The sequence below is a fragment of the Domibacillus antri genome (assembly GCF_001936625.1).
Classification (GTDB): domain Bacteria; phylum Bacillota; class Bacilli; order Bacillales; family Domibacillaceae; genus Domibacillus; species Domibacillus antri.
Map to the genome: position 1 here is coordinate 1 of NZ_MSDU01000023.1, position 20852 is coordinate 20852.

17 protein-coding genes and 3 pseudogenes are annotated in these 20852 nt (G+C 41.9%); 15 read left to right on the forward strand and 5 right to left on the reverse strand.

Features of this window, described 5'->3' with window-relative positions:
* The 11 genes and pseudogenes from BTO30_RS17660 to BTO30_RS11155 all read left to right on the forward strand — a co-directional run.
* Positions 1 to 130: pseudogene (locus BTO30_RS17660) on the forward strand (enoyl-CoA hydratase/isomerase family protein); the annotation flags it as partial.
* 149 nt (positions 131 to 279) lie between these two features.
* Entirely contained in the window at positions 280 to 1842 is a 1563-nt protein-coding gene (locus BTO30_RS11115) for a benzoate-CoA ligase family protein (RefSeq protein ID WP_075398802.1), read from the forward strand.
* A gap of 9 nt (positions 1843 to 1851) precedes the next feature.
* Positions 1852 to 2307, forward strand: a complete 456-nt coding sequence (locus BTO30_RS11120; RefSeq protein ID WP_075398803.1) for an acyl-CoA thioesterase — start codon at positions 1852 to 1854, stop codon at positions 2305 to 2307.
* Between the two features lie 215 nt (positions 2308 to 2522).
* Positions 2523 to 2801, forward strand: a pseudogene (locus BTO30_RS18025) (NAD(P)/FAD-dependent oxidoreductase); the annotation flags it as partial.
* 97 nt (positions 2802 to 2898) lie between these two features.
* Positions 2899 to 4116, forward strand: coding sequence for an ABC transporter substrate-binding protein (locus tag BTO30_RS11130; RefSeq protein ID WP_075398805.1), 1218 nt, complete (start codon positions 2899 to 2901; stop codon positions 4114 to 4116).
* An 18-nt stretch (positions 4117 to 4134) separates the two neighbouring features.
* Positions 4135 to 5004, forward strand: coding sequence for a branched-chain amino acid ABC transporter permease (locus BTO30_RS11135; protein ID WP_075398806.1), 870 nt, complete (start codon positions 4135 to 4137; stop codon positions 5002 to 5004).
* Positions 5004 to 5990, forward strand: a complete 987-nt coding sequence (locus BTO30_RS11140; protein WP_075398807.1) for a branched-chain amino acid ABC transporter permease — start codon at positions 5004 to 5006, stop codon at positions 5988 to 5990. The genes BTO30_RS11135 and BTO30_RS11140 overlap by 1 nt, the downstream gene beginning before the upstream one ends.
* A gap of 16 nt (positions 5991 to 6006) precedes the next feature.
* Complete coding sequence (locus BTO30_RS11145) at positions 6007 to 6783, forward strand: ABC transporter ATP-binding protein (protein ID WP_075398808.1); 777 nt, start codon at positions 6007 to 6009, stop codon at positions 6781 to 6783.
* On the forward strand, positions 6770 to 7462 hold the full coding sequence (locus tag BTO30_RS11150) for an ABC transporter ATP-binding protein (RefSeq protein WP_075398809.1): 693 nt from the start codon (positions 6770 to 6772) through the stop codon (positions 7460 to 7462). Before BTO30_RS11145 ends, BTO30_RS11150 begins: the two co-directional genes overlap by 14 nt.
* A gap of 21 nt (positions 7463 to 7483) precedes the next feature.
* The gene (locus tag BTO30_RS17865) at positions 7484 to 7609 is read left to right on the forward strand and encodes a hypothetical protein (RefSeq protein ID WP_281248610.1); all 126 of its coding nucleotides are present in this window, start codon (positions 7484 to 7486) and stop codon (positions 7607 to 7609) included.
* A 335-nt stretch (positions 7610 to 7944) separates the two neighbouring features.
* On the forward strand, positions 7945 to 8931 hold the full coding sequence (locus tag BTO30_RS11155; protein WP_281248611.1) for a ketoacyl-ACP synthase III: 987 nt from the start codon (positions 7945 to 7947) through the stop codon (positions 8929 to 8931).
* A 74-nt stretch (positions 8932 to 9005) separates the two neighbouring features.
* Here BTO30_RS11155 and BTO30_RS11160 read toward each other — a convergent pair.
* A pseudogene (locus tag BTO30_RS11160) lies at positions 9006 to 9245 on the reverse strand (RsfA family transcriptional regulator); the annotation flags it as partial.
* 467 nt (positions 9246 to 9712) lie between these two features.
* Here BTO30_RS11160 and BTO30_RS11165 point away from each other — a divergent pair.
* The 4 genes from BTO30_RS11165 to BTO30_RS11180 all read left to right on the forward strand — a co-directional run bounded on the left by BTO30_RS11165 (position 9713) and on the right by BTO30_RS11180 (position 16081).
* Positions 9713 to 9919 (forward strand): DUF1657 domain-containing protein, encoded by a 207-nt coding sequence (locus tag BTO30_RS11165; protein ID WP_075398811.1) that lies wholly within the window; start codon positions 9713 to 9715, stop codon positions 9917 to 9919.
* Positions 9920 to 10198: 279 nt separating this feature from the next.
* Positions 10199 to 10639 carry an Hsp20/alpha crystallin family protein gene (locus tag BTO30_RS11170; RefSeq protein ID WP_075398812.1) on the forward strand — a complete coding sequence of 147 codons (441 nt, stop codon included), beginning with the start codon at positions 10199 to 10201 and terminating at the stop codon, positions 10637 to 10639.
* Positions 10640 to 10949: 310 nt separating this feature from the next.
* Positions 10950 to 14405: a BadF/BadG/BcrA/BcrD ATPase family protein gene (locus BTO30_RS11175; RefSeq protein ID WP_075398813.1), complete on the forward strand. Its 3456-nt coding sequence runs from the start codon at positions 10950 to 10952 to the stop codon at positions 14403 to 14405.
* 23 nt (positions 14406 to 14428) lie between these two features.
* Entirely contained in the window at positions 14429 to 16081 is a 1653-nt protein-coding gene (locus tag BTO30_RS11180) for a 2-hydroxyglutaryl-CoA dehydratase (RefSeq protein WP_075398814.1), read from the forward strand.
* A 243-nt stretch (positions 16082 to 16324) separates the two neighbouring features.
* Here the strand turns inward: BTO30_RS11180 and BTO30_RS11185 are convergent, their stop codons facing one another.
* The 4 genes from BTO30_RS11185 to mntA all read right to left on the reverse strand — a co-directional run bounded on the left by BTO30_RS11185 (position 16325) and on the right by mntA (position 20644).
* The gene (locus BTO30_RS11185; RefSeq protein ID WP_075398815.1) at positions 16325 to 17380 is read right to left on the reverse strand and encodes a tetraprenyl-beta-curcumene synthase family protein; all 1056 of its coding nucleotides are present in this window, start codon (positions 17378 to 17380) and stop codon (positions 16325 to 16327) included.
* A 1265-nt stretch (positions 17381 to 18645) separates the two neighbouring features.
* Positions 18646 to 19770 (reverse strand): tyrosine recombinase XerS, encoded by a 1125-nt coding sequence (xerS, locus tag BTO30_RS11195; protein WP_075398817.1) that lies wholly within the window; start codon positions 19768 to 19770, stop codon positions 18646 to 18648.
* Between the two features lie 72 nt (positions 19771 to 19842).
* Positions 19843 to 20247 carry a type VII toxin-antitoxin system HepT family RNase toxin gene (gene hepT, locus BTO30_RS11200; protein ID WP_075398818.1) on the reverse strand — a complete coding sequence of 135 codons (405 nt, stop codon included), beginning with the start codon at positions 20245 to 20247 and terminating at the stop codon, positions 19843 to 19845.
* On the reverse strand, positions 20237 to 20644 hold the full coding sequence (gene mntA / locus BTO30_RS11205; RefSeq protein WP_075398819.1) for a type VII toxin-antitoxin system MntA family adenylyltransferase antitoxin: 408 nt from the start codon (positions 20642 to 20644) through the stop codon (positions 20237 to 20239). Before mntA ends, hepT begins: the two co-directional genes overlap by 11 nt.
* Between the last annotated feature and the right edge of the window lie 208 nt (positions 20645 to 20852).

Genomic DNA, 20852 nt, shown 5'->3' on the forward strand with positions numbered 1-20852 from the left:
GGAAATGCCGCTGAATGCGGCGATCCGCTACGAAGGAGAGCTGCAGAACCTGCTGTTCCGTTCGGAGGACGCAAAGGAAGGGCTGAGTGCATTCCTGGAGAAGAGAACTCCGGACTGGAAAGGGATGTAATACGTTTCATTATGGGGGAAAATGCATGAAAACAGAAATATCTCTTTTCTCTAAAAGGGATATTCCTGTTTTTTGCATGAGATTTATTACGACTTTAGCGTTTCTAATGAAGCACCGCTTGATTAATCTTCTTGACAGGGGAGAAAAGTATGGATGTAAATGGAATCGGAGTACCCTATAACACATCGGCAAGATTTATCGATGAAAAAGTCAATCGTGGTCTTGGTGAAAAAACAGCTATTTATTACCGTTCTCAACAGGTCACCTATCGAGATTTGCAGATGAGTGTCAACAAAACGGGAAATGCTTTGAAGGGACTGGGTGTAGAGCCAGAAAATCGAATTTTGCTTGTCTGTCATGATTCGCCTGAATTTATCAGTTCTTTTTATGGAGCGATTAAAATTGGCGCTGTGCCGATTCCGGTTAATACGATGATGAAGCCAAAAGACTATGAATATTATTTAAATAAAAGCCGGGCAAAAGCGCTCATTATTCACGAAGACGTATGGGAACAAATTAAAATCTTCCGCAGCAACTATTTATATTTACAGCATGTCATCGTGATTTCAGAAGATCGTCAAAAATTATTTGTAAAAGAGTTTTCTTTTTGGGCTTTAACCCAGCAGGCGAATGAGCAGCTCGAAACTTGCTGCACCTGCGAAGATGATGCGGCTTTTTGGTTGTTTAGTTCCGGAAGCACAGGCGAAGCAAAGGGAGTCATTCACCTACACCATGACATGGAATACTCTCTTGACACGTACGCCCGGCAGGTACTGAAAATTACGAAAGATGATATTTGTTTTTCTGCCTCAAAGCTGTTTTTTGCATATGGTCTGGGCGGAGGAATGTTCTTCCCGCTTGGTGCCGGCGCTTCGACGGTTCTATTATCTGAACGGCCTCTGCCGGAAAAGGTCTTTGAAATGATTGAAACGTTTAAGCCGACTATTTTCTTTGGAGTACCAACTTTATATGGATCTATGATGGATTATGCCGAGCGTAGCGGCAAAGCATTTAATTTATCATCACTCAGAATTTGCACGTCAGCTGGTGAAGCACTTCCAGAATCATTTTCACGCCGATGGAAGGATATGTACAATCTGGATATATTAGATGGGATTGGATCGACGGAAGCTTTGCATATTTACATTTCTAACCGGATTGGAGATATTAAGCCAGGTACGTCTGGAAAAGTTGTGCCAGGCTATGAAGCAAAAATTGTCGATGAAGAGGGTCATGAAGTCCCGCCTGATACGGTAGGGGATTTAGTTATAAAAGGAGACAGCCTTACTCCTGGCTATTGGAATTTGCATGAATTAAACAAAATGAGAATAAAAGGAGAATGGTTTTTTACAGGGGATAAATACTCCAGAGATGAAGAGGGCTATTTTAAATACTGCGGCCGTGCAGATGATATGCTGAAAATTGGCGGCATCTGGGTGTCTCCTATTGAAGTAGAGAATTGTCTTGTAGAGCATCCTGCTGTACTTGAAATTGCCGTTGTTGGAGAAGAGAAAGACGACGGGCTCACCTTATTAAAAGCGTTTATTGTACTGAAAAACGGTTATGATGCATCTGGGGAGTTAACGGAACAATTGAAAGCGCTTGCTAAGTCGAAGCTGGCAAAGTATAAGTATCCGAGAGTGATCGAATATTTGGATGAACTGCCAAAAACAAGCTCAGGCAAAATTCAGCGTTTCCGTTTAAGAGTGTAGGAGGCTTTTATGAGAAAAAGTGAACTGCAGCTTCTTGTTAACTGGGGAGATACGGATGTAGCGGGAATCGTCTATTATCCGAACTTTTTCAAATGGTTTGATATTGCTGGCCATCATTTTTTCAGAAATGCAGGCTTATCACCACACTTTTTGGCTAAAGAGAAAAGTATTATTTTGCCAATGCTTGATGCGCAGTGTACATTCGAACACGCTCTTCACTATGATGATGAATTAACAATTAAAACAGAAGTTTCAGAGTTAAATCGTAAAACAATAAAGCTGCGCCACGAAATATATGTTGATGGCAAAAGAGCAGCCAATGGCTACGAACTGAGAGGATGGGTAGAAAAGAAGCCGGACGGGACTATCTCGGCTGTGCTGATTCCTGAAGAGATTCGAGTCCTTTTAATGGAAGAAAAAACGGAAAAAAGGGATTCGAGAAGCCATCCGCTTTTTAATGCATAGGGCCTTTTGGGACAAGAGGAGATGTCATGGTGAATACGAGCGGCAGCACCGTATATGAAATTACAGTGATAGGCGGCGGGCCAGTCGGATTGTTCACGGCGTTTTAGGGAGGCATGCGGCAATGCAGCGTGAAGATGATTGAAAGCATACCGCGCTTAGGAAGACAGTTGCCTGCATTGTATCCCGAGAAGTTCATTTATAATATTGCAGGGTTTCCGATCAAAAATTGGGGGCTGGAACTTGAAAAAGGATCCATTGTAGTCAACTCAAAAATGGAAACGAATATTCCGGGTATTTATGCAGCTGAGGACATCGCCACTTATCCAGGGAAGGTAAAATTGATTGCTGTTGGGTTTGGTGAAGGATCGACTGCTGTCAACAGCGCAAAAAGCTATATAGATCCAGAAGCAAAGCTCCAGCCGGGTCATAGCACGTCAATGGATTTTTCACAGAATGAAGCAAAAGCGGATGAAAATGTCTATGCCGCCTTATAAAGGGCGCATGGACATGACACAAAGAAGCTTCTGTATTATGTTATTTGAAAGCGTTTCCATTATGTGTGCAGAAAATATAAATAATGGGGTGTCATGATTGAATAAAAAATGGTTCGTTATCCTCGTATCTGCTTGTTTGTTCTTTTTGGCAGCTTGTGGAAATAGTGCAATGCAATCGACGTCCAATTCAGACGATAAAGCTGATGCCAGCGGGTCAAGCAGTGAAACGATAAAAATTGGCGCGTTATTGCCAAGCTCTGGTGTGTACGCTTCTTTGGGGAAAAACTTGTCCCAGGGCATGGAGCTTTATTTTGATGAGATTAACTGGGAAGTAGAAGGAAAGAAAATCGAGATCATCAATGAAGATTCAGAAGCCGATCCGCAAGTTTCGCTTCGGAAAGCACGCAAGATGATCGACCAGGACCAGGTGGACATTTTAACAGGAACCGTCAGTACAGCTGTTGCATATGCGATTCGCGATGAAGTAGACAGCAAGAAAATACCGTTTCTTGTTTCGCATGCAGGCGGGAATGATTTAACAAGAAGCCAGCGCAGCGATTACATCTGGCGTTCTTCTTTCAGCTCTTGGCAGATCGGTCATTCAATGGGTGAGTGGGCTTACAAAAATGTCGGTCACAAGATTTATGTAACGGCTGCGGACTATGCTTTTGGGAAAGAAGTTTCCGCTGCATTTAAAGAAGCCTATACAGCAGCGGGCGGCGAAATTGTCGGTGAAGTATATCCACCGCTTGGCAACAATGACTATTCCTCTTACTTAACAACAATTGGCGGTGCAGAAGCAGATGCCGTGTATGCATTTTTTGCCGGAAGTGATGCGGTCCGTTTTGTTCAGCAATATGAGCAATATGGATTAAAAGAAAAGATGCCCCTTATTGGGTCGGGATGGCTTGTATCAGAAGATCTTCGTGAATCACAAGGAAACGCGCCGGAAGGAATATTAGCGTCCACATTCTGGGATTATAACATTAATACAGATGAGAACAAGGCATTTACAGCTGCATTTGAAAAGAAGTACGGAGCACGTCCAACACTTGAAGCACTGGAAGGATATGATGCAGCTCGTATTATAGCAGAAGCTGCTGCGAGTCTTGGAGGAGATGTATCTGATCCGGACCAAGTGGTAGAAGCATTCTCGAATGTAACATTTGCGAGCCCTCGCGGTGAATTCAAATTTGATAAAGATACGCACCATGTTATTCAGGATATGTACATTACAAAAACGCAATTGGTAAATGGCAAGACAGAAAATGAAGTGATTGAAACGATTGAACAAGTTCAAGACCCTGGTAAATAACGAAGAGGAGGGGTATTAATGGATATGATTGGTGCTCAACTCGTAAATGGCCTTTCTTACGGGATGATGCTTTTTGTTATAACGTGCGGTCTGGCTCTTGTTTTCGGTATTTTGGGCGTGTTGAATCTGGCCCACGGCTCTCTTTACATGATCGGTGCGTACGTGACGTATTCTATTACCGTGAACTCCGCTCAAAATTTTTGGATGGCGTTGATTATTGCACCTATTGTCGTCGCTATACTGGCTTTTATAATTGAAATGACGCTTTTGCGGGCCACGTACCATTTAGGGCACTTGTCGCAAGTGCTGCTGACGTTTGGGCTTGCGTATATATTTCACGACATTGCTGCGATTATTTGGGGATCGAATGTTTTGTCAGTCGCACTTCCGCCAAGTCTGGCGGGCACAACGGTCCTTTTTGATCAAAGCTTTCCCACATACCGGCTCGTTGTCATTGGCATTGGCTTTTTGCTGGCTGCAGGATTATGGTATGTGCAGGAAAAAACACGCTGGGGCGCGATTATTCGCGCCGGCCTCAGCGATAAAGAAATGATCAGTGCGCTTGGTGTCAACATTAAGCTCGTGTTTACTGTCGTCTTTGTGATCGGGGGCTTTCTGGCTGGACTTGGCGGTGTTATTGCGGCGCCAGTCCTCGGTCTTTACCCAATCATGGAGTTTCAAACACTTATTCTGGCGCTTGTCGTGCTTGTCATCGGCGGCCTGGGCTCTATTTCAGGCACGTTTACAGCAGCTATTTTAATCGGGCTGGTGGAAACCTTCAGCAAATATCTTGTTCCTGAATTAAGCCTGTTTTTCGTTTATGGATTGATGGCTGTTGTACTCGTTGTTAAGCCGAATGGATTGCTTGGGAAGAAGGTGGCAGCCTAATGAAAAAAGGAATTGTTTTAACCGCAGCCGTTGCACTGCTGATGGGACTGGCTCCTTTCTTTTTATCCTTGTTTCACTTGAATTTATTTACGGAAATTTTAATCCTGGGAATTTTTTCTTTAAGCTTGAATGTTCTGGTCGGCTATACAGGAATGGTTTCACTTGGACACGCAGCCTTTTTCGGGGTTGGCGCATATGCAGCCGGTATCGCGGCAAAAGAGATGTCACCCAATTTGCTTGCCACACTGCCGATTGCACTCATTGCAACGATCATGGTTGCTGCTGTTATCGGAATGTTCTGCATGAAAGTAAGCGGATTTTATTTTTTAATGCTGACATTGGCGTTTTCTCAAATGATTTACTCGTTTATTCACCAGTCAACAGATTTAACGGGCGGATCAAACGGTTTATCAGGTATTCCCGCACCAGTGGCGGGCGGTATTGATTTTTCAAACCCTGTTTTGCTGTTTTACTTCATTTTGGGCGTGTTCTTTAGTGTATATGCCGGCTTGAGTCTGCTGGTTCATTCTCCTTTTGGACAAGTTTTAGTCGGAATTCGTGAAAACGAAACGAGAATGAGGTCAATGGGCTATAACACAACTCGATATAAATACGCATCATTTATTATTGCGGGTGCACTTGGCGGGTTAGCCGGAAGCTTGTACACAAGCTTTAATGGCTTTATTTCTCCAATTGATGTGTACTGGACAATGTCCGGGTCGGTTCTCATCATGGTGATTATTGGCGGAGCCGGCACGATGGCGGGCCCAGTACTCGGAGCAGCGCTCATCGTTATTCTGGAAACAATCGTCAGCTCATATACACATTCATGGATGATGATTATCGGGATCATTTTCATCATTTTCGTTGTGTTCTTCCCGAAAGGTCTGACAGGAATCGCGCAGTCCATTATGCACCGGATGACCAGAAGTAAAAGCGGTTACAAAGAAAACCATTCAAAAGCCGTCTTAAAGAAAAATGCATAATACAGGAGGCTGTGTCATGAAAAGTGAGCCGATTTTACAAGTAGATGGGGTTGCCAAAAGTTTTGGCGGTCTTAATATTTTGAAAAATCTGACATTTGATGTGCGTAAAGGGGAGCGGATTGGCATTATTGGGCCAAATGGTGCCGGAAAAACAACCTTTTATAATTTATTGGCGGGGGATTTGGATCCAAGTAAAGGAACCATTCATTACTGCGGTAAAAACATTACATCGATGCCTAACTATAAAAGGGCACGCACAGGGATTGTACGGACGTTCCAGAAAAATAATTTGCTGACGGAACTCACTGTGCTTGAAAATTTGCTCCTTGTGCTCCAGCGAAAAGAAGGAATGGGCCATATATGGTTTAAACGGCGGCACAGAAAAAAATATCCGTCTCTTTTTCAAAAAGCGGACGAGCTTCTTCATACATGGGGTCTGGAACAGCAAACAAACAAGGTGGTAAAAAGCTTGTCTTACGGTGAGCAGCGTCAAATTGAAATTTTGCTGGGCATTGCTACGGAGCCGAATGTATTACTTCTCGATGAACCGACTGCCGGTATGTCACAAGCAGAGACGGATTATATTGTAGACCTGCTTCGCAAACTGCCTAAAAGCTTGACACTGATGATTATTGAACATGACCTGGATGTTGTATTTGGATTGGCTGACCGGATGATCGTCCTTTATAACGGTGAAATTCTAGTGGAGGGCGATCCACATCTTGTGCGGAATGACAAGCGCGTAAATGATATTTATATTGGTCAGGAGGCGGATCTTAGTGCTTCAAGTTAATGAGCTGAATACCTATTACGGCGAAAGCCATATTCTTCACAATGTATCACTTACCGTTAAAAAAGGGGAAGTGACGGTGCTTCTTGGTCGAAACGGAATGGGCAAAACAACGACGATCCATTCGATCATGGGCATTGTGCTGCCAAAGCAAGGGAAAATCGTTCTTGAAGAAAAAGAAGTCCAGATGAAGCCGAGCTTTCACGTGTCAAAAGCAGGCGTGGCGCTTGTGCCGCAGGGCCGGCGCATTTTCTCGAATTTAACGGTTAAAGAAAATCTTCTTACCACTCACCGCCCACAGGAAAACGGATGGACAATCGAGAAGGTATACGATATGTTCCCCCGGCTGGCTGAAAGAGAGACATCAATGGGCGGAAATTTAAGCGGGGGCGAGCAGCAGATGCTTTCAATTGGTCGTGCTCTGCTCACAAATCCGAAAGTATTGCTTCTGGATGAGCCATCAGAAGGTCTTTCCCCGCTGATGGTCGGTGAGATTATTAAAATTATAAAGCAATTGAAACAGCAGGGGCTGACAATGCTTCTCGTCGAGCAGAATCTTTTAATGGCAATGGATCTGGCAGATCAAATTTATATTTTAAATAAGGGAAAGGTTGTTTTCCATGGAGCAAGTGATGACTTGGATAATAACGTGAAAAATAAATACTTAGCGCTTAGTTCTTAAATAAAAGAGGGAGGACAAAACATGACAAAACAGCTGCAGGTTTTGGAAGAAGAACTTGACCCGTACGTCGTCAAAAAAATAGTAGAGGATGCATTGGAGCATTTTGTTCAAATAGAAACGGATACAGATCAGATACACAGTGAATAACTAAGCAGTTCTGGATGCCTGTGTACAAAGGAAGAAACCCAAATTTTCTCAATTTCCATTTTAAATAATCAAGTTGTATTGATTTATTGCAATGGTGTGTTGGAAATCAAGATGATTACGTAATGACGCATGGATTAGATGATTCTATCATTAAAAGATAATGGACTCGCCGTGACCGGTCAGGGTCCCTCTTTTATTTTATGTATATTTATGGCGAGGGAGTCTTACAGTGGACTTAATAAAAATTATTTCGTGAATATTAAGTCTTATTAGTACCTGATATTATATCTAAGTGATAAAATGAATGCATATGAGTTTGCAAAGGGAGGGTGTACATAAAGATGTCCAAAAGCCGTATTACAGCAATCGGTTCATACGTTCCTGAAAAAAGGTTAACAAATGTTCACTTAGAAAAATTAGTTGATACAACCGATGAATGGATTATTCAACGTACAGGCATAAAAGAAAGAAGAATTGCGGGTGAAAATGAGTTCGCAAGTGATCTGGCTTACAAAGCAGTGAGAAACATGATGGAAAGATACCATGCATCAATAGGGGATGTAGATATGATCATCGTGTGTACAATGACTCCTGATTTTAAAATGCCCAGCGTTGCTTCATTAGTTCAGGCAAAGCTGGGTATTCAAAATGCAGGAGCTCTTGATTTAAACGCTGCCTGTGCAGGATTCACTTATGGGCTGCATATGGCTAACGGGCTAATTACTTCTGGTTTACATAAAAAAATTCTCGTTATTGGAGCTGAAACCATGTCTAAAGTGATCGATTACGAAGATCGATCCACTTGCATTTTATTTGGAGATGGAGGCGGAGCAGTCCTTGTTGAATTGGATGAAACACATCCAGGTTTTCTTTCCTCATACTTAGGTTCTGAAGGAGAAAAAGGAAAAAACTTATACTGTTCAAATTTTTCAGCAAGCATGTTTGCAGAGGATATAATCAAGAACGATAAAATTGTGCAGAATGGGCGTGAGGTATACAGATGGGCTGTTACGACTGTTCCAAGAGGGATAAAACAAGTTTTAGAAAATTCATCAATGTCTTTGAGTGACGTTGATTGGTTTGTTCCTCATAGTGCCAATTTAAGAATGATTGAATCCATATGTAAAAAAGTTCATTTCCCTATAGAAAAAACGCTGTACAGCTTGGTCGATTATGGAAACACTTCTTCTGCCACGATCCCATTATCAATAGATAAGGCTGTTCTTGAAGGGAAATTAAAGAATGGAGATAAAATGTTGCTATATGGATTCGGTGGCGGATTGGCGCATGCAGGAGTACTTATAAATTGGAGTGTATCATAATCTTCTGAAAAAAATGGTTAGCTACGGTTTCTTTTTATTTGCTGCTCAATAAAGACTTGTAGGATGCTTCTAATTTTATGAAGAAGGCGATACGATTGCTTTTTTTGTTTCCGGGCAAGACCAATTGCCTGCTCATATTGTTTTCGCACGACTGCATTCCAGCGGAAGCCGCATGCTGCAGAAGTTCGATTAAGTGTATCACCAACTTCTTCAAAAGCTTTCAGCTGTGTACTTCCTTCCCGAACGTGCCGCAATACCGTTTCTGCAAGCAAAAAGTCATTTTCCCCTGACCAGGCATCTTGTCTTACTTTCATAGGTTTATCGCTCCTTTTAGTTAAATTCACCTTTTCAATAAGATAGCCGCTCTCTCTTTTTTATACAAGAGTACTAAAAAATGATGTATTTAATTCATATTCCGTATGACTTTAAAGTATTAAAAAAGCAAACTAGCGAAGGCACTATTAATCTATAAAAAGAACCTACATAGTAAATCATAAAAATCATCTGCCTAAGGAAGCAGATGATTTTTCTATAAAAGAAGGGGATATGATATAGGATTTCCAGATTTGAGATATTTATACCACTATATGGTGTATTTGTTTCGTTAGGAAATTTAAGGTTACATAAAAAATACGGAAAAAGAAATAATAGGAAAGTGTGATCCGTCTTTCCAGATTGATGGATCACACTTTTTTCATAACCTGGATACATTTAAAAAACATAAAACATCGCCTTTTTCCTCATTCTATAATCGTTCTTAAAACACAAGGAGGAATGGGTAATGACTGTTATCAGTGATGTAAAACAAACGATGGCCGGACTTAAAACTGTCCAAGCAAGCTTTGAAACATTTTCGCTCAGCACCGAAAACCAACAAGCGAAACAGCTGTATCAAGGTGCCGCTCAACAAACACAAACACTTATTGACAGTTTATCTCCACGCATCGACCAAATTTTACAAGAAGAACCTCAATACAAACAACAATAACTGATAAGAAAGCGGGGGAATATTCTCCTCCCGCTTTCAAACTGCTATGGAACAAAATAAAACCAAAATTCATGAGTGAGTAAAAAAGTCTGGACCAATCCCTTTGTACAGGGAATGATTCAAAAAGTGCAGGCGTTTCTCATTGAGATTATCACTAAATTTTACATATATATCCTCATCCATTTTTATAAAAAAACTGTTTCAGCAAAGGCCCAGTACACTTTTATCAGGTTTGCATACTTTATAAAGGTAATCTAATGAAAGGAGAGAAGGTAATAAGTGGATTCTGATAAAAATAACCTTCCAAGCCTAGCCGATGGTTCATTTAATCATTTTTTTAAAACTTTCGATTCTTTTTTCGACGAGCCCTTCCGACATTTCAACGATTTTCTTAACCAGGATTCATTTTCTGTTGATTTGCATGAAACAGCAACAGATGTCGTGGTTGAGGCAAATCTTCCGGGCTGCAGACGTGATCAGATTCAGGTAGAAATTTTACGGAATGACCGGGTGAGAATTCGGGTGGAAAATTCTGAAACAACAGAAGCAAAACAGGGTGAAAATATACATTATTATAAAAAGCGAGCATTTAAAAAAATGGAAAGAATCATTCAATTACCATTTTCTGTGTCAGAAGAGGCTCCGAAAGCCACTTGTATGGATGGATTATTAAGGATTGTCTTTAAAAAAGGAAAGAGACGGTTTATTGAAATTGAATGAATTCCTTTGAAAAAGGAAATTTTGTTTACAAGCCTAAAGAGAGGCCGGAATTTTGCCGGTCTCTCTTTTTTCTTCTTTCAATAAGTCATTGATCCTGTTTCGACGATCTAGAATATCGACATCATCCTGATTGTATGGAAAATGTTGATATTATCAACACGCCCGTTTTGTATCTCATTTCCTTGAAAAGCCGGTACACCAAACAGTCATGGAATTAGCAAAAAAAGACATTGGTGAATAATAATCTGGCGTTGTGGAAAATATAGGGTCATTGCCAATAATTCGTACCATAGATGTGAGGGGAGCCAAAATGGAAAATATGATTATCGGGATTGACGTTGGATCCACCACGGTAAAAGCAACCGTAGTCGATCTGAATACGAAAAAGATTCTATGGTCTGATTATCAGCGCCACAATACGAAACAGGCGGAAAACGTGTTGGAATTCCTAGTTCGTATCGGGAATGAATTTTCTGACGTACAGAAAGAAAAGATTCGGGTGTTTATAACAGGTTCCGGCGGCGGTCCGATTGCCGAGCATATCGGTGCCAAGTTCGTTCAGGAAGTGAATGCCGTTACGATGGCTGTCGAACAGTTGCATCCTGATGTCGGCAGTGTGGTTGAACTTGGAGGGCAAGATGCCAAGATCATTATTTTTAAAGAAAACGAGGAGACAGGTGATAAACAGGCCATTACGTCCATGAATGATAAATGTGCCTCTGGGACCGGTGCCACAATTGATAAGTGTATCATTAAAGTCGGAATGCCGGAAGAAGAAGTTGGCAAGCTCACTTTTGATGACACCAAACTTCATCATGTGGCAGCGAAATGCGGTGTTTTTGCCGAAACGGATATCGTGAACCTTGTGAAAAGCAGCATTCCTTCTTCGGAAATTATGTGTTCTTTAGCGGATGCCATTGTTATGCAAAATCTTTCTGTATTGACCCGCGGAAATACATTGCGGCATAAAGTTCTCTTGCTGGGTGGACCGAATACCTACCTGCCTTTTCTTCAGCAATGCTGGCGCAAGCGAATTCCTGAATCGTGGGAACAGCGGGGATACAATTACCCGAGAGATATATCGATTGATGAACTCATTTTTGTTCCGGAAAATTCCCAGTATTATGCCGCATATGGTGCTGTCATGTATGGACTTCATGAACCGGCTGAAGTTGGCCGTTACAAAGGGTTAGAAGAATTGAAGACATTTATTACCCATGGCCGAAAGGAAAAGCTTGGTGAAAAAGCCGGTGCACCATTAGTCAAAAGCATAGTGGAATTGGACGAATTTCGCCGTCAATACAGCATCCCGAAATATAAGCCGGCTTCATTTGAACCGGGACAAATCGTCAAGGCAGTCATTGGTCTTGACGGGGGGTCAACTTCATCAAAGGCCGTGGTGGTCGATGAAAATGGAACGATTCTCCTTAAGGAGTATCAGCTGTCAAAAGGGAATCCGATTCAAGATACGAAGGAACTTCTCGGGCGTATTTACGATAAAGTACATGCATCTGGAGCCAAGCTTGAAATTATCGGCTTTGGGGCAACCGGATATGCGGCGGATGTCTTGGAAAAGACATTAAAAGCGGATGTCAATATTGTAGAAACAGTTGCTCATATGATGAGTGCCGTCCATTTTTTCGGTGATATTGACGTTATTTGCGACATTGGCGGCCAGGACATAAAAGTCCTTTTTCTGAAAAATGGGGATATCCGCAACTTCCGCTTGTCAAACCAATGTTCAGCCGGGAACGGAATGCTGTTACAGGCGATGGCTGACCAGTTTGGAATTCCGGTTCAAGAGTACGCTGAAACCGCATTTAAAGCAGAACTGAGTCCGAAATTTTCTTATGGCTGTGCTGTATTTCTTGATTCCGACCGGGTCAATTTTCAGAAGGAAGGATACGCAAAAGAGGAACTGCTGGCTGGACTGGCTTTAGTGCTGCCGAAAAACGTATGGCAGTATGTGGTGCAAATTCCGCGCATGGCGGAACTTGGCCGCAAGTTTGTCCTGCAGGGAGGGACACAGCATAATCTTGCTGCTGTGAAAGCGCAAGTTGATTATATTAAAGAGCGGGTTCCGGATGCTGAGGTGTATGTCCATCCGCATACAGGTGAAGCTGGCGCCATTGGAGCTGCCATGGAAACCCTTCGTGTCGTAAAACGGCGGGGGTACTCCACTTTTCTTGGGCTTGATGCCGCGATCGGTTTAAGTTATATATCCCGTAATGATGAATCCACCCGCTGCAACTTTTGTCCGAATAACTGCAGCCGTACATTTATCGATACGACTGCCCCTGATGGACAAACAGCCCGCTATATCTCAGGTTTTAGCTGTGAAAAAGGCACGGTGGAAAACAAGGAAGCGATGATTCAGCTGACGAAAGACCGCAATCAGCTGAAAAAACAATACCCTAACCTGGTGGATTATGAAGCTCGGCGAATGTTCAGGCATTTCTACGATCCTGTTCCCATGCCTGCGCCTGATCAAACGATTGAGGATGTCAAAATCAAAACGGGCTTGCTAAGTCTGGGGATACGAAAGAACAAATTGATTCGTCCGTTTCAACGTTCTTCTATAGAGGCAATGGAAAGAAGAAAACAGCTGCGTATCGGCATCCCGAAAGTGTTGAATATTTGGTCTACAGCTCCATTTTGGCGTACGTATTTTGAAACGCTTGGCATCGATCAGAAGAATATCGTATTCAGTGACGACACGAGTGAAGAAATGTGGCAGGAGGGCGGCAAGTACGGTTCTATTGACCCTTGTTACCCATCAAAAGTAGCACAGGCGCATATTCATAATTTGCTGTTCAAACATCATACAGAGCGTAAAGCGCTAAACGCGATCGTTTTCCCATGCATCACCCATATTCCGACTCATCTTCAGAATGTGGTGGACTCTGCCAGCTGTCCGATTGTCGCCGGGGCTCCGAACGTTATGAAAGCCGCTTTTACGAAAGAAACGGACTTTTTCAAGGAAAAAAACATCACTTATTTCGATCCGGCGGTGACGTTTACAGAACCGAATATGCTGAAAAAACAGTTATATGAGGCATTTACTGATTTCTTGCAAATAACCGAAGACGAAAGTAATTTCGCGGCAGATGAAGCATGGAAGGCGATGGAGTTTTTTGATCGTGAGATGCAGGAAAAAGGACGGATGATCCTCGAGCAAGTCGAAGAAGAAAATCGGATGGCCATTCTGATGATCGGACGTCCCTATCATTCCGATCCAGGGCTTAACCACAGTGTGTTAGATGAGTTTCAGGTGTTGGGCTATCCGATTCTATCAATGCGATCCATTCCGAAAGATGAAGCTTGGCTGCGCCGCTTTTTTAAAGGTGATTTAGAAAGCGGCCGAGTGAATCATGCTTTGGAAGTGACCGATGTATGGCCGGAAAATTTCAGTTCAAATAGTGTTCAGAAGGTTTGGGCAGCTAAGTTTGCAGCCCGGCATCCAAATGTGGCGGTATTGGATCTTTCCAACTTTAAATGCGGGCATGATGCCCCTACTTATGGGCTGATTGACTCGATTATTTCAACAGCAGGCACGCCTTATTCTGCTCTTCATGATATCGATGCGAATAAGCCGAGCGGCTCCATTAAGATCCGCGTCAAAACCTATGCGCATAGTTTGGGACTGCATGAGGAGAAGCTTCAGGATTTGGCGCAAAAGAAGTTGGAATTACAGCAGCTGATCGAACAAAAACGACTTGAATTACTGCGTCAGCCGAACCAAGAGAAAAAAGCCGTATCTGAATAACACAGCAAGGAGCTGATTTGAAAATGAGTACGTCAAAAGAACGCAAAGTTGCCAAAGACAGCCGCCAGCCGGATTCTCTTCGTTACGTTGAGGAAGAATTGAACCGGTATCAGGCTGAACAAGAAGCAAAATTGGGACTGGGTCCATCCAAAGCACAATGGTTTGATCCGGTTCCCCGCCAATTTTTTGCAAAGGACAAAGCTTCCACGACCATCCTTTTCGGTGGTCTAACCATGGCCCATGACTACTTGATGGAGGGTGCGCTCAAAGGATTGGGATATACGGTAAAACACATGGACTGTCCTGATACGGAATCTCTTCGCTTTGGCAAGGAATTTGGTAATCGCGGACAATGTAATCCCACGTATTTTACTGTAGGAAATTTGATCAAATATCTTACTTATCTTCGGGATGTTGAAGGCAAGTCAAAAGAAGACATTGTGAGCAGCTATCTTTTCATTACAAGCGGTTCCTGCGGGCCTTGCCGTTTTGGCACCTATGTGACAGAGTATCGGAAGGCCCTTAGAGATGCCGGGTTTGATGGGTTTCGAGTGCTGCTCTTTCAGCAGCAGAGCGGATTAAAACAGGCTACAGGTGAAGAGTCCGCACTCAAACTGGATAGTTCCTTTTTCCTTACCTTTTTAAAAGCTGTATTGATTGGGGATATTTTGAATGCATTAGGGTATCGCATCCGTCCTTATGAAGTGATAGAGGGATCCACTAATGCTGCGCTTGAACGCTGCAAGCAGCATTTGTATAAAGCGTTCAGTGAGCGAAAGCAGCTGATCCCCGCTTTATACAAATGCCGAAAAGAACTGCAAAGGGTGAAAGTGGACAGAACCCGGGTAAAACCGAAAGTAAGCATTATCGGGGAATTTTGGGCAATGACGACAGAAGGAGACGGCAACTATCAGCTGCAAACATTTTTGGAAAGTGAAGGGGCCGAAGTAGAAGTGCAGTCTGTGACGGCGTGGATCTTATTTTTGATTTGGGAGGGGCAATATGATACGCGCAAACGGATGAATTTGCGTGAAGCGGATGCCGCCAGTAAAGGTTTAAAAGGCAAGAATCCTGCAAAAAGGCTGATGGTATTAGAATTTGCCGATCGTACCATCCGCGGGATGTTCCATACCTATGCGAGAGCGATCGGGCTTCGCGGCTATCACTTGCCTGATATGAATGAAATAGCTGAGGCGGCTCACTCCCATTATAATAATCATCTAAGGGGCGGAGAAGGACATATGGAAGTGGGCAAGCTGATACTGAATGTGAAAAAACGGAAAGTAAATATGACCATTTCTGTTAAGCCATTTGGCTGCATGCCTTCATCCGGTGTTTCCGACGGAGTCCAGTCACTCATTACCGAGATTCATCCTGAAGCGATTTTTCTTCCCATTGAAACGACGGGAGATGGGGCCATTAACGTGTATAGCAGAATTCAAATGATGTTGTTTAAAGCGAAACAGGCTGCCCAGAAAGAATTTGATGAAGCATTAGCCAAAAAGGGATTTTCCGCAGATCAGCTTCAGAAAAAAAACGTCAGCCGTTCGCCCATAACGGAACCTTTGAAGGTAAGCAAACATTCTGTTGCTTGTACATCCGCAAATGTTGTTTATCATTTTCGCGGGAATCCAAACAGGTTTTCTTTTCGCCGCAATAAAGTAAAAGAAGCATAAACGCATTTTAACCAGAATGGTGAAGATGCTATCATGAGTGTGAATCAAACTGGGCGGGAAGTTTTCAACGCCCAGTTCTTCGCTATTTTTTCAGGAATTAAGGTCTTTGTATACAAGCTGAAAAAGTCTTGTAAGGCTAACATACTTTGCGGTCTACGGCAGAATTCCAGTCAATGCCTCTTGGCACGGGAAAGGTGATAAAACTGAGTGCTGCGCAAAATTAGCTTACATAACTATTCCGGCTTAGGCTTGGCCTTGGCGATACAGCCAGCTATTTAGATAGAAGAATAAGGTAGGCATACCACCGAAACGGATAAATCGTTTGGCTGTTCGTTTCAGTTTCTTATCTTCTTGAACTTTCTTATCCGCTAAATAAATGGCAATCAGACCTTTGTTAATCAGTTGATGAAATTTCCAATCCGGCAAACTTCGAATACTCTCCTCGGCTTTTTCTTTGAAATATTTGATTCTTTGAACCATTTTTTCTTCATTTTCATAGCAGAAGATAAAATTTAAATCATCCTCTTCCCGGTCTTCTTTTTGATCAATAAAATAATCAAGCATAATATGAAGACCCTGGACCCAAGGAAAATATCCATTTTTTAATAGGTTCACTTCTTCTATTTTCAAACCATGTGATGCATAAGCAGCAAAACAAAAAATGCCTAATGTAGAACCTGCACAAGCTGAAAACTCATACCAGGTCATTGCAGGTACTTCGTGCTTGTGCCCCGCAAACCAATTTTCTAATAACTCAACACGTTTGTTTTTTTCGACGTGTTTGAATACTTGTAAGTCACAATAGTAACCTGCTAATTGATGCATTGCTTCCTGAGCATTTTGAAATCCGGGCAGATCTTTCAGAACATCTTGGCAAGTCAACACTAGAGAGGATAAATACCCGCCATCGTCCTGATCGTTCCGATATTGATAATAATTTTCCGGCTGTTTTCCAGGGGTTAAGGCATGATGCATAGACTGATGAAGCATCCGGAAGTCTCTTTCTTCCAACGAAGTGCTCCTGTCACACAGATTATCTAAATAGTCACTGATTGTTTGATAGGCCACAATAAACCGAATGATTTTTCTGCATTCATTTCCGGCAAGCAATCCATAAACAGCCCCGCCTTCGCAGTGGAAAGCCTTCTCTTTTATGCTGGAAAGCGCTTGTTTTCGCAATTCATCATTCGGGATTTTAGTTGCCTTCTTCCTCCACTCATTTAAAAAATGACGAGTGTCCGGAAGAACCTCCTGTTGTATTTTATACAACAATGTCCATGGCTTTGTTGGCACTTTCAAGGCACTCTCTCCTAACTGGGGCAGCACCACCCTTTATTACATTTCCACGTAAGGCGGAACCCCTTTATAAATGAACCAATTTTGAGCAACATACACTTGACCTAATACAGATGAAAAACCGAAACCTTCCAAAACGAGAAAGTGTACATTCATGCCAGAATTAAAAATGAAACAGCTGCATCAAATGGGAAAACGAAAAAGCGATTATCAGCATAATTTGACCAGATTTTTAAGAGTCATGAGGCTTTCCTTCAATCCTGAGTTTTGCGAGCCTTTAACTTATTCTACTTTTTAGAAGATACTCCTTTTTAAAATTTTCGTAAAAGTACATTTAATCGCGCATTCAAAACCGGCTCTAAATATATTCCGTGAGGGCTCTCTTTATAAAAAAGTTTGATCATTTTTTCGATTCTTATTATGTTTAAGCACCCATTAGCCATTCATGCAGCGCAAGCACTGCACCGCAGATTATGTAAGGAAAATCGTTCTTACATGGGAGCAGGAAAAGATAAGAGAGAAGCATTTTATTAGGACTGGAAGAAAGGACAGGTATTCATTTATTGAGAGCATTAAGGGAACAAGTAAGACAAAATCTTGGTTTACCTATACGTTTCTTTTTATTTCAATTTTCCTTTTTCTTTATGCAATCATCACCTTACTTACACAACCTAATGACCATGTAACTTGGTTTTCAGCCCTGAGCAAAGGGTTTTTAGGAGTATTAACTGGCGTTGTTTACTTAGTCTTAGGCAAGCAACAATCCACGAATGTCTCCAAACGGTCAAAGCGTTTGGTTAAAGCAGGTATTAGTTTCGTGGTTATCTTCTTTGTGTTTGTCGTTTTAATCTATGTCATTTTTTACTTTAATTAATAAGAAAACCTAAAAAAATACCCCTTTAGACAATCGTGTCTAAAGGGGTTGAACATCGCGACTTTATTCAAAATATCGCATCTTTTTTATAAACATCGTGACTTTATTTTAAATCAACACCTTGAGCTATAAACCACGCCCTCAGGCGGCAGTCTTAATGAAATTCCTTCTTTTGTAGAATCCACTGTCATTTTGATTAACGAAAACATCCAGCGTCCCCTTTTCGGGAGCTCGCCGGACTGAACCAGGAGCCGTGAATTCACACCAGTCAGGCGCGTTGCCGCGTCTCTTTTTCACCTGTTGCTCTGCCAGCTTCAAAAACAGGTTCCTAAAGGGCAAACAAGCTCTCCGGCTGGACTGTGGTGAGTGTTTGTTATTTATATTTCTTTACGGTTCAATCCTTTATTTGTGCAATTCTTCGCTTGCCTAATTGTTCAGCTGCATGTCTTGCTTTTTCCTGTTCAGGGTTTGTATAGAGGGCAGCAGTAGAAGTTGTGCTATGCCCCAGCTGCGTCATTAGTAAATGAATATCGCCCGTCTCGGCCATCAGGTTTGTCCCGAATGTATGCCGCAGTATGTGAGGAGACATCGATTTATTGGATTTATATGCTTTCGTGTATTTTTTCACCAGTGCTTCAATGGAGCGGTTGGAAAGGGGACAGGCTTCATTTTTAACTTTTGTCAAAAATACATAATCATAGTCTTCACTCGTCCCATTATAGCGTTCCGCACGGATGGATAAATAATTTTTTAAATCAATCATTGATTCTGGAACGACGGCAACAATATCCGCTTTACCGCCTTTACGCAGGACACTTATTTGGGAACGCTTAAAATCCAGATCACAAAGGCGCAGACTGGAAAGCTCATTCACGCGAATACCGCTGCCAAGAAACAACGAGATAATGCCAATATCACGCTCTTTATCCCGCTTGAAATAGATCCGTTTTCGGGAATCAGCAGGCAATCCTTCTTCATAGTCATGCTTCAAAAATTCAAGGAAGCGGGTATCGTCATCGTCTTGAAAGATCTTGCTTGCAATCCGGGAAGCCCGGGCATTCAATGTTTCTTTCACTTTCGTCACTTCAATTTTCAACATGACATTTCGATAGAAGTACAGCTCGCCGTCTTCGTTCTCGGTCTGTGTGGTTAAATATTTAAAAAGAGAGCGGAGTGCTGAAATCTTGCGGTTAATGGAGACTTTTTCAGCTTTTTTCATTTCTTTTTTATTAATGGGAATATTACGCCGCTCCAGGTACTTGATAAAAGCCTGCGCTTCGACTAGTTTAAGGTTTTCCAAAACAGACATCGGTACGTCTTTAATCTGGGCGGCATTTGTGATCCCTTCCGCAATCAGCCATTCGAGAAACAGTTTATAGTCATAGACGTAGTTTAAAAGGGTAGAAGGAGAGCGGCTGCCGATCTTTTGGTCAACGTATTCTACAATGTAAAATGGCATCGTTTTGACCAGCTCTTCAAGTTTTTGTTCATGCATTTGGTGCTGCCGGGTATTCGCCATTTTTAATCTCCTTTTTCATCTTTGCGTAAAATTCAATTTTTAAGCATAGATGGTTATTTAATAAGTGGTGAATTAATATTTAAGAATTTGTTTCGTATAAAGGGTAAAGTCTTCGAGATGCGTATCAACAATTTGTTTTAAAATGTCTATATTAATTGTCTGATAATCATGAACCGCAATGTTTCGAAAACCAACCATCGCTTTTAACTTCTTGGCTGTTTCTTTATCAATAATAGACTGGGCATACAGCATATCAAAAGCATCTCTGCTTGTTTGCGGGAGTCCAAGGCGCTCTTCAGCCACAATATGCATAGCCAAGTCAATAGCCGCTTCACAAGCCCTTTGTATATTTAAAACGATCGAATCCTGCTTCGTAAAGTTCTCTAAGTTTACTGGATTGTTTTCATACACCTCCTGGATCCTTTTAATGCATCGTTCGATCACACTGACTTTATTTAAAATGACGTCATTTTTCATATATAGACCCGCTTTCATCAATATTGTTTAAAATCGGCATTCGATCTTCATTTAGTTTTGTATACATACTGAGAGCGGTCATTTGCACGCTCATACGCAATGTTTCATCCGTACAATAAATAACTGTACCCGTTGAGAAAATTTGGGCTTGAAAAACGGTTGACGCTTCGCGAAGATTGACAAGATCAACTTGTATATGTAGTATGTCAGCCAGTTCCTGTGCCAGCATAAACACTTCATATGCTGCAGGAGATTGATCCTTGCTGTAAAAAGCTACGTCAATGTCACTTTCTTTGTGCGTCGCCCCTTTTGCGTAAGAACCAAATACAATAATGAATGACGGGTTTATTTTCTTGACTAAAAAGTTTTGAATGGTCTGAAATAACTCTGTTTGCATCAGAATCACCCCCCAAAGGATTATATATAGTATACCCGACTTTGCCTCCTTACTTCTAACTATTCGTAAAATTTATATTTTACGCAAAGTATGATGATTTACAGTACATTATTATTTCAATTACTAAAGTGAATTCGTTCAGAATACCCATTAACTAACCGATCTTTCCTCTGCTCCGGCTTCCGCTTCCATGACTGGAGATGATCTT